The organism is Pelistega suis (genome assembly GCF_013133795.1).
GTDB lineage: Bacteria > Pseudomonadota > Gammaproteobacteria > Burkholderiales > Burkholderiaceae_B > Taylorella > Taylorella suis.
The window spans coordinates 1-7,434 of the sequence record NZ_JABGBN010000013.1 but is presented as its reverse complement, the minus strand read 5'-3'; the positions used below and the strand labels follow the sequence as shown (position 1 = coordinate 7,434).

The 7,434-nt window shown below is 40.6% G+C and carries 8 protein-coding genes; all 8 read left to right on the top strand.

What is annotated here, in order from left to right:
• The coding region (locus HKX39_RS10435) for a hypothetical protein (protein ID WP_171681268.1) at positions 1-353 on the top strand (353 nt) is incomplete at its 5' end.
• On the top strand, positions 319-1,668 hold the full coding sequence (locus HKX39_RS10430; protein ID WP_171681267.1) for a hypothetical protein: 1,350 nt from the start codon (positions 319-321) through the stop codon (positions 1,666-1,668). The genes HKX39_RS10435 and HKX39_RS10430, both read left to right, overlap by 35 nt.
• Before the next feature lie 9 nt (positions 1,669-1,677).
• Positions 1,678-3,279, top strand: a complete 1,602-nt coding sequence (locus tag HKX39_RS10425) for a hypothetical protein (protein ID WP_171681266.1) — start codon at positions 1,678-1,680, stop codon at positions 3,277-3,279.
• Positions 3,280-3,298: 19 nt separating this feature from the next.
• Entirely contained in the window at positions 3,299-3,859 is a 561-nt protein-coding gene (locus tag HKX39_RS10420) for a hypothetical protein (RefSeq protein WP_171681265.1), read from the top strand.
• Between the two features lie 193 nt (positions 3,860-4,052).
• The gene (locus HKX39_RS10635) at positions 4,053-4,229 is read left to right on the top strand and encodes a hypothetical protein (RefSeq protein WP_216605095.1); all 177 of its coding nucleotides are present in this window, start codon (positions 4,053-4,055) and stop codon (positions 4,227-4,229) included.
• 45 nt (positions 4,230-4,274) lie between these two features.
• Positions 4,275-6,302, top strand: a complete 2,028-nt coding sequence (locus HKX39_RS10630) for a polymorphic toxin-type HINT domain-containing protein (RefSeq protein WP_216605094.1) — start codon at positions 4,275-4,277, stop codon at positions 6,300-6,302.
• Positions 6,302-7,156: a hypothetical protein gene (locus HKX39_RS10405; protein ID WP_171681264.1), complete on the top strand. Its 855-nt coding sequence runs from the start codon at positions 6,302-6,304 to the stop codon at positions 7,154-7,156. The genes HKX39_RS10630 and HKX39_RS10405 overlap by 1 nt, the downstream gene beginning before the upstream one ends.
• Before the next feature lie 51 nt (positions 7,157-7,207).
• The coding region (locus HKX39_RS10400) for a hypothetical protein (protein ID WP_216605093.1) at positions 7,208-7,434 on the top strand (227 nt) is incomplete at its 3' end.

Sequence of the window (7,434 nt, the reverse complement as noted above, 5' to 3'; positions counted from 1 at the left end):
AAAACCCTATTAATTCCAAGACAGCGAATATTACTCAGAAATCAAGAGATGGTAAGGGGGGGATACCTATTGGTCAAGATTTCAGAGATAATTCTAAGAAAAAGGTAAATTCAGCTTCAAGGGGTGATATAGTGAGAACACCTACATCCCACCCAGATGATTTTACTAAGCAAAAAGGAAAACAAGGTTTCAAAAATAAGTATACAGGAGAAATTTGGGAAAAAAGTGGGTCTAAACACTCAGATAAAGATGGAGAATGGAAAGTAGGGTTGGGCAAGGACGAACCATATGAAAATAGGAAAATTACGATAGGAGTTGATGATGGGAAAATCATTAAAATTGATAGAAAATAGTCATAGCGTATCATTAGCTAGAATTAAATTTGACGGGTTTTCTAGTAGCAATAGATGGATTGGGTATGTTGAGTCTAAAAATCTAGATACTAATGGTAAGGAAACCTCATGTGCATTGTTTGAGAAGTTCTTTGCTGGGTATGAGCAAGATTTTTTTCTGCTCAGTGCATTAGCCTATAACGATAAAAGAGGCTCTAGATTATATAAACGTTACCTGAATGTTTATAAATTAGCCAAGAGAATCGGATTTTTAGCTCCGATAACTGAGGACTTCATTTCGTACTATTTTGAAGATATTCCTTTTCAATATGAGTTTCTTTCATTGACGTTTGATGATGCTTTATATATGCCACTTTCTAAACTCATGATGGAGATGGTTTTTGGTTGTGTTGTATCCCAGACGTTTTTCTTAATCAATCCCAAATTACAAATCGCCGTGTATCCTCATGATGATGCTTCGTTCGGAATCATTGCGCTCAATGAAGACCCTACTATTGGTGTAGAGTTTTTAAAATTTTGTGAACAAGACCCACAATTTCAAGTGCATTTTGATGATGGGGTTTTGGAAGACTATGAGCGTAGAAAAGCGCAATCCTCAGAAGCAACGCAATGGAACTTTCCTAAAGAATGGCATCGTTCCCCTTCTTTTTTCAATGACCGCCAAACCCATCGTCGAAAGGAGATGGAACTCATTAAAGAAAAAATAAAAAAGAATACCCTAATTAAGTGCATTCCTTTAAAACGAATTTGTTTTAATGACTTAAGGCAAAGTCAATGTTGGGTGGGCAGTTTTAGTGCCAAGCACCAAGATGTTAAAGAGATAGAGAATGCTATGCAGTTGATGCAAGATTTCTTTGCTTCTAAAACAGATGATTTTTTTGTGTTGAGTGCTTTAGCCTATGAAGATAAAACATCTCAAGTCAGTGTAGATGAAGAGGTTTTAGACCGATACGAGCAAGCTAAGCAGACAGGCTTTTTACAAGCATTGACCGATGAGTTTTTATCTTGGATACAGGGTAAGAGTCAATTTTTATACCAATTTATCAACTTTACTTTTAATGCAGAATATTACGTGCCATTTGTCAAGATGATGATGTATTTAAAACCTCATCAGTTGGTGGTAGGAGATTTATGCGTACTGATTAGTCCCAAGCTGCAGATTGCATTATACCCACATGATGATATAGGTTTTGGTGTGATTGCCTTAGATGATAACCCTACATTAGGTGTTGAGTTTTTAAGGTTTTGCGAAAAAGACGAGCGGTTTAGTGCGCATATTGATGCTGATGCGTTGAAAGATAGTAAGAAGGTGTAAGTACTTTCTATGATGTTATCTTATCCATCGCCTGGTTGGAGTGCAGGCTTTTCTACTGATAGCACTCAGAACATGGCTAATGGAGTCGCTGCAGGGTTGAGTGCCTTAGGGAGTGTAAATAAATCAGATAATTCCACCACCTATAGTGCGATAGGGCCAACTATTTATTTGACTGTTAACCAAGGAGAAGCACCGACAGGTTTATCTCGTGATACGCAGAATGCTAATGCTAAGACAGAGCGTTTTGATATGACAGAGGTGAGAGAGCGTCAAGAGATGGCGCAGGTGATTGGTGAGATAGCCAATAATAGTGTGGCGATTGCGCTCAAACCTCGTTTGGATAAAGCAGAGCAGGATAAGAAGGAGGCACAACATCGCCTAGAAACTGATCCGAATGATGCCGTGGCGAAGGCACAGCTTGCACAGGCCAACGCCGTGATTGCCCACTATGGACAAGGAAGTGATATTCAGATGGCAGTACGAGCTGTCACGGGTGTACTACAAGGCATTGCGACAGGTAATGTAGGACAAGCGGTGGTAGGAGGATTATCCCCTTATGTGAATCAGTTAATCAAAGAGGTAACGACTGATCAGAGTACAGGCAAAGTCAATAGAGAGGCTAACTTGATGGCGCATGCCTTACTGGGCGCAGTAGAAGCCTATGCGATAGGTAACCATGTAGGCGCAGGTGCAGCGGGAGTGTTAGCTGGAGTTCCCGCGGTTTTATATGAAGCAGTCAGTGATATTGCTTCCGTGGTATTAAGTCCAATGGAAACTATTGATGCACTGAGTACGTTTGTTTCACAAGATGATATGTTTGATTCAGTGGCGGAGGGAATTAAACAGGATTACTTGGCTCGCTTAGAACATTTCCGACAGGAGTATGAGCGAGCGGGGGCAGGGGGTTCCTTTAATGCGGGGGTAGAAGTAGGAAAACTTGTGACTGAAGCAGCCTCAATGGCAATGGGAGGTGCTGGTATTACAAAGACAAGTGCAACTGCCTTGAGTAAAGGAATTAGCAATAGTGTCCAGATAGGTATGCACCAAGTTCATCGAGTGACGAACTGGAATGCAGTTCGTCACGTAGTAGATACGTCTCAGGTGGCAGAAGCGACTTCAAATGGGTTTATTAATGCCCAAAAAGTCAGAGACTTGGCTTATGTACTAAAACCAACCAATGAATTGGAGAAGAAATTACTTGATGATATTGTATCATCAGGGGATTTAACAGGAAGTAAGACAGAGCAGTTATTTAACAGTCTAGCAGAACGTTCAGGTTATAAAGTACTGGATGGGGGTAAGTATCGGGCAAATAATGGCTTTGACCATGTGTGGCAAGCCAAAGATGGCTCTATTGTTATTGTGGATAGTAAACAATTAAGAAATGGGGCATTGCAGGTGAGTACTAAGGGAGCGGGAGGTACTAATCAATTGTCTAAAGGTTGGATAGAGGCGGTGACGCAAAACTTACCTACTGAAGGTGATGTTGCAAAAGCCATGAAAATAGTTAAAAACGAAGGTTTACCCGTTAAAACAATTATTGTTGCCGTGGATAAATCAGATAAGACCGTAAAAATTATTCCAGTCAAAATTCCAAATAAATCAAAGTAATTTTATTAAGGATATACATATGCCAAGACGTAGAAAAAACCTAGTAATGGAGAAGTATAAAGTTTATTTAGGGAGTATCGCAGAACGAAGTTATCAGGAGTCGGTAGATTTTTGTAAAGGATATGCAGGAGAACTTGATGTTACTAACCCCAATCATTACATGGTAGATCACGCATTGGGGATTATTAAAACAGGCGTGGGTGATCCCTTTGCTTGTATGAGAAATATTGGGGTGCTATACAAAGGACAATCCTCAGTCGATTTGGTAGTTCATGGAGATGTTCAAGCCTTTAAGCAAAACGCTTATGTGGCAGCGAAATTATGGATGTTAGGAAGAGAAAGTGCTCGCTGGGGGTATTTTCAATTTGGTTCGATGTGTTTTTTATCTCTATGCTCAGATAATCCTGATTTAAAAGAGTTTTTAATTACACAGCAAGATATTATTTTAGGTCCCTTGGAACAAGTGATTTATAAACATGATGATATACCTTATTTATCGCATGGCTGGAGTACAGGAGTATTTCTGGGTTATAGAGGAGGTAGCTATAGTTTTGGAGTGGAAGGCTCTGTCCAAGCATGAAAAGGCACAGGGACACTGACGACAAAAAATATCCATAACCATAGGTGCCTTAGGGAGTGTCAATAAATCAGATAATTCCACCACTTATAGTGCGATAGGCCCAACTATTTATCTGACAGTCGACCAAGGAGAAATACCGACAGGTTTATCTCGTGATACGCAGAATGCTAATGCCAAAACCGAGCGTTTTGATATGACAGAGGTGAGAGAGCGTCAAGAGATGGCGCAGGTGATTGGTGAGATAGCCAATAATAGTGTGGCGATTGCCCTCAAACCTCGCTTGGATAAAGCAGAGCAGGATAAGAAAGCAGCTCAACAACGCTTAGACAATAATCCTAATGATGCACAAGCGCAAGCACAGCTTGCATAGGCTAATGCCGTCATTGCCCAATATGGGCAAGGAAGTGATATTCAGATGGCAGTACGGGCTGTCACGGGTGTACTACAAGGCATTGCAACAGGCAATGTAGGACAAGCGGTAGTAGGAGGACTATCCCCTTATGCGAATAAGTTAATTAAAGAGGCAACGACCGACCAGAGCGGTCAGGTCAATAAAGAAGCTAACTTGATGGCGCATGCCTTACTTGGCGCTATAGAAGCCTATGCCACAGGTAATCATGCAGGAGCAGGTGCAGCCGGAGCGGTGACTGGTGAGTTAGCAGCAGAGCTGATTATTAAGCAACTGTATCACAAGAAGGATCCAGATGAGTTGAGCGAAGCGCAGAAACAAACCATCACGGCATTGAGCCAACTAGCCAGTGGTCTAGCTGGAGGGGTAGTGGGTGATAGTACATCCAGTGCGATTGGAGCAGCAGAGATTGGAAAACGGGCGGTGGAGAATAACTATTTATTTAGACACGAGGCAGAAGAGCTAGACAAACTTACACAGCAGATGCAAGCGTGTAAAGATAGCAGTGCAGATTGTCGCGCTATCCAAAAGCGTATTAATGAGCTCTATGTGTTAAGCAATCAACGAGATGACAGTTTAGAATTGAGTTGTCGCTCGGGTTTTTCTGCAAAATGTGCCCAAGAACTTGTTCAATTAACTGCTGCGTTTAAGAGTTTTGAGGGTTATAAACCTGATGCAGATAAGATAGATTTACATATCCAGTATGCGCACACAGCAAACAAATATGCAGAGCTTCAAATGCAACGCATGTCAAATATTGCTAAAAAGGCATTGTTTGCAGTGGCGAAGGAAGAGGTAGAAAATGCAGCTGCACTGGCGGAGATTACAACCAAAGCTATCATTAATAGTGATGAAACAGCAAAAGAGCAACTAGCCCAGATTATTCAAGAGATTAAGCACTTTGTGCAATCACCTATTGCTACCATTACCGAGCAAACTAGAGCAGAGCTTGCACTAGCAGAGCAATTAGAAGCCAATGGAAATAAAGATGCTGCTGATTTTCTGCGCATGAAAGTATATTTATCAAATGAATTGGGAGCAATCGGTTTTATTCAGGGAGGTAAGGGGCTAGTTGACCATGCGCTTATCTCCGTTGGAAAAACACTTAGAAAGATTGATGCGATTCATCCCACAAAAATCACAACTCCGTTAAAAGTTCATTGTGATGTAGGGGGAGCTTGCTTTGTAGCAGGCACATTAGTTGAAACATCAACAGGATTAAAACCGATTGAGCAGATACAGTATGGTGAGCTGGTGTGGTCTCGTGAAGAGTTTGGCGAGACATATGGTTATAAGCCTGTTTTTGCTAATAGTAAAACAGATAATCAAGCAACGGTGGAAGTACTTGTACAGAATGAAGTGGGTGAGACAGAGACCTTTGTAGCAACTACAGAGCATCCATTTTTTGTAGAGGGCATGGGCTGGCGCAAGGCGAGCCTACTTGAAAAAGGAATGGTGCTACTTAATAGAGAAGGACTTCCTTATTTAACGGTATTAGACCAGTACAGCACAGGTCAATTAGAGACTGTTTATAACATTAAAGTAGAGGATTTCAGCACTTACCATATTGGTCATTTAGGTGTCTGGGTACACAACGCAAATTGTTGTGACTTTGTGAATACCTATGGCGATATTGAAAAGAAATTTATTGAGGGGGGATGGGTTGATAAAACAACGGGTAAAGTGCAGTATATTGATCCATTTGATGGCATTCGTAAAGATTTTCCAGATGATGCTATTGCATCTGTTGACCATATTTTGCCACAATCAGAATTTAAGGAAATACCTGGATTTGAACGCTTACCTAAAGAGGTTCAAGAAGCTTTTATCAATGATCCAATGAATCTACAACCTTTGCCTAAAGAGCTGAATTCGTCAAAAGGCAAAAAGGTAGAGACAGGAACAGAGGGTTGGCGTATGTATGCTAAGGAGGGCAAAGAGATTTCGTCTGAGTATCGTGATTATCTTAAAAAAATCCAAAGAGAGATGGAAATGAAAGTGATAAGAGAACTTGAGAAAAAAGGACTAAGATAATGTTTTTTTCAAAGCAAGATTTATATAGTAAGTTTGATTTTGTTTATACAGATTTAAGTCAAATACCATTTAATTCATTTATGTTAAGCGAGATAAGTAAAGAGGTTAATGGCTACTGTTTTATCCAAGAAAGTAATGGAGATTTATGCAGTTACCTTATTGAGCCTTTTAAAAGTTGGCAACCAAAAACTTATAGTTATTTAACTGATGGAGAGTTTTTTTATGCAGTAAAAACCACTCCATATCCAGGTGTAATCGGAGATACTACGCAGTTGGGGATTATAGTAGGTAACAAGGTATGCTACATACAATATACCCCATATACCTATGAAAAAAAGACAAGTAGATATCCCACTATCCCTCTAGAAATCCTTAACTCTTGGCTTTATCGAGCAGAGGGATGGGATGTGGCGGAATCAACAGTGATTGATATTCATAGAGGTGTTTTGCCTTCGCTTAACACTTATAATATGTCTCCAATATATTCATTGCTCAGAGAAATGGCAGATAGGGAACGGCGCGTACTACCTCAATATGCCGAGTTTTTAGAAGCAAAGTTTAATCATCCGTTCCGTCAGACGTATCAAACCGAAGAGTTTATGGATGCTGATAAGTATTTTGAACTGCGCTGTTTATTGGATACACGATTGTCAGACGACTGGGGAAAAAATGGTTTCCAGCTATTTGTCTCATCGCATAACACCGAGCGTAATGTGTATGTCGTACCAAGAACAGATGTGATGCAAATAAAAAAACTCTCTCATCCAGCAGAAGCTATTGATAGCTATGCAGCTCACTTATTGTCAGGGAAAGAAGGGGAGTTTGATTTTCTGCAATATGCAGAAGATTTTTAAAGCCAAGATGGGTGATGGCATAGGGGTAGGCTGCTCTGTAGAGGTTCTGCGATGTTATCTTATTCAACGGACATGTCTCAGAACATGGCTAATGGAGTCGCTGCAGGGTTGAGTGCCTTAGGGAGTGTAAATAAATCAGATCATTCCACCACCTATAGTGCGATAGGCCCAACTATTTATCTGACAGTCGACCAAGGAGAAATACCGACAGGTTTATCTCGTGATACGCAGAATGCTAATGCTAAGACAGAGCGTTTTGATATGACAGAGGTGAGAGA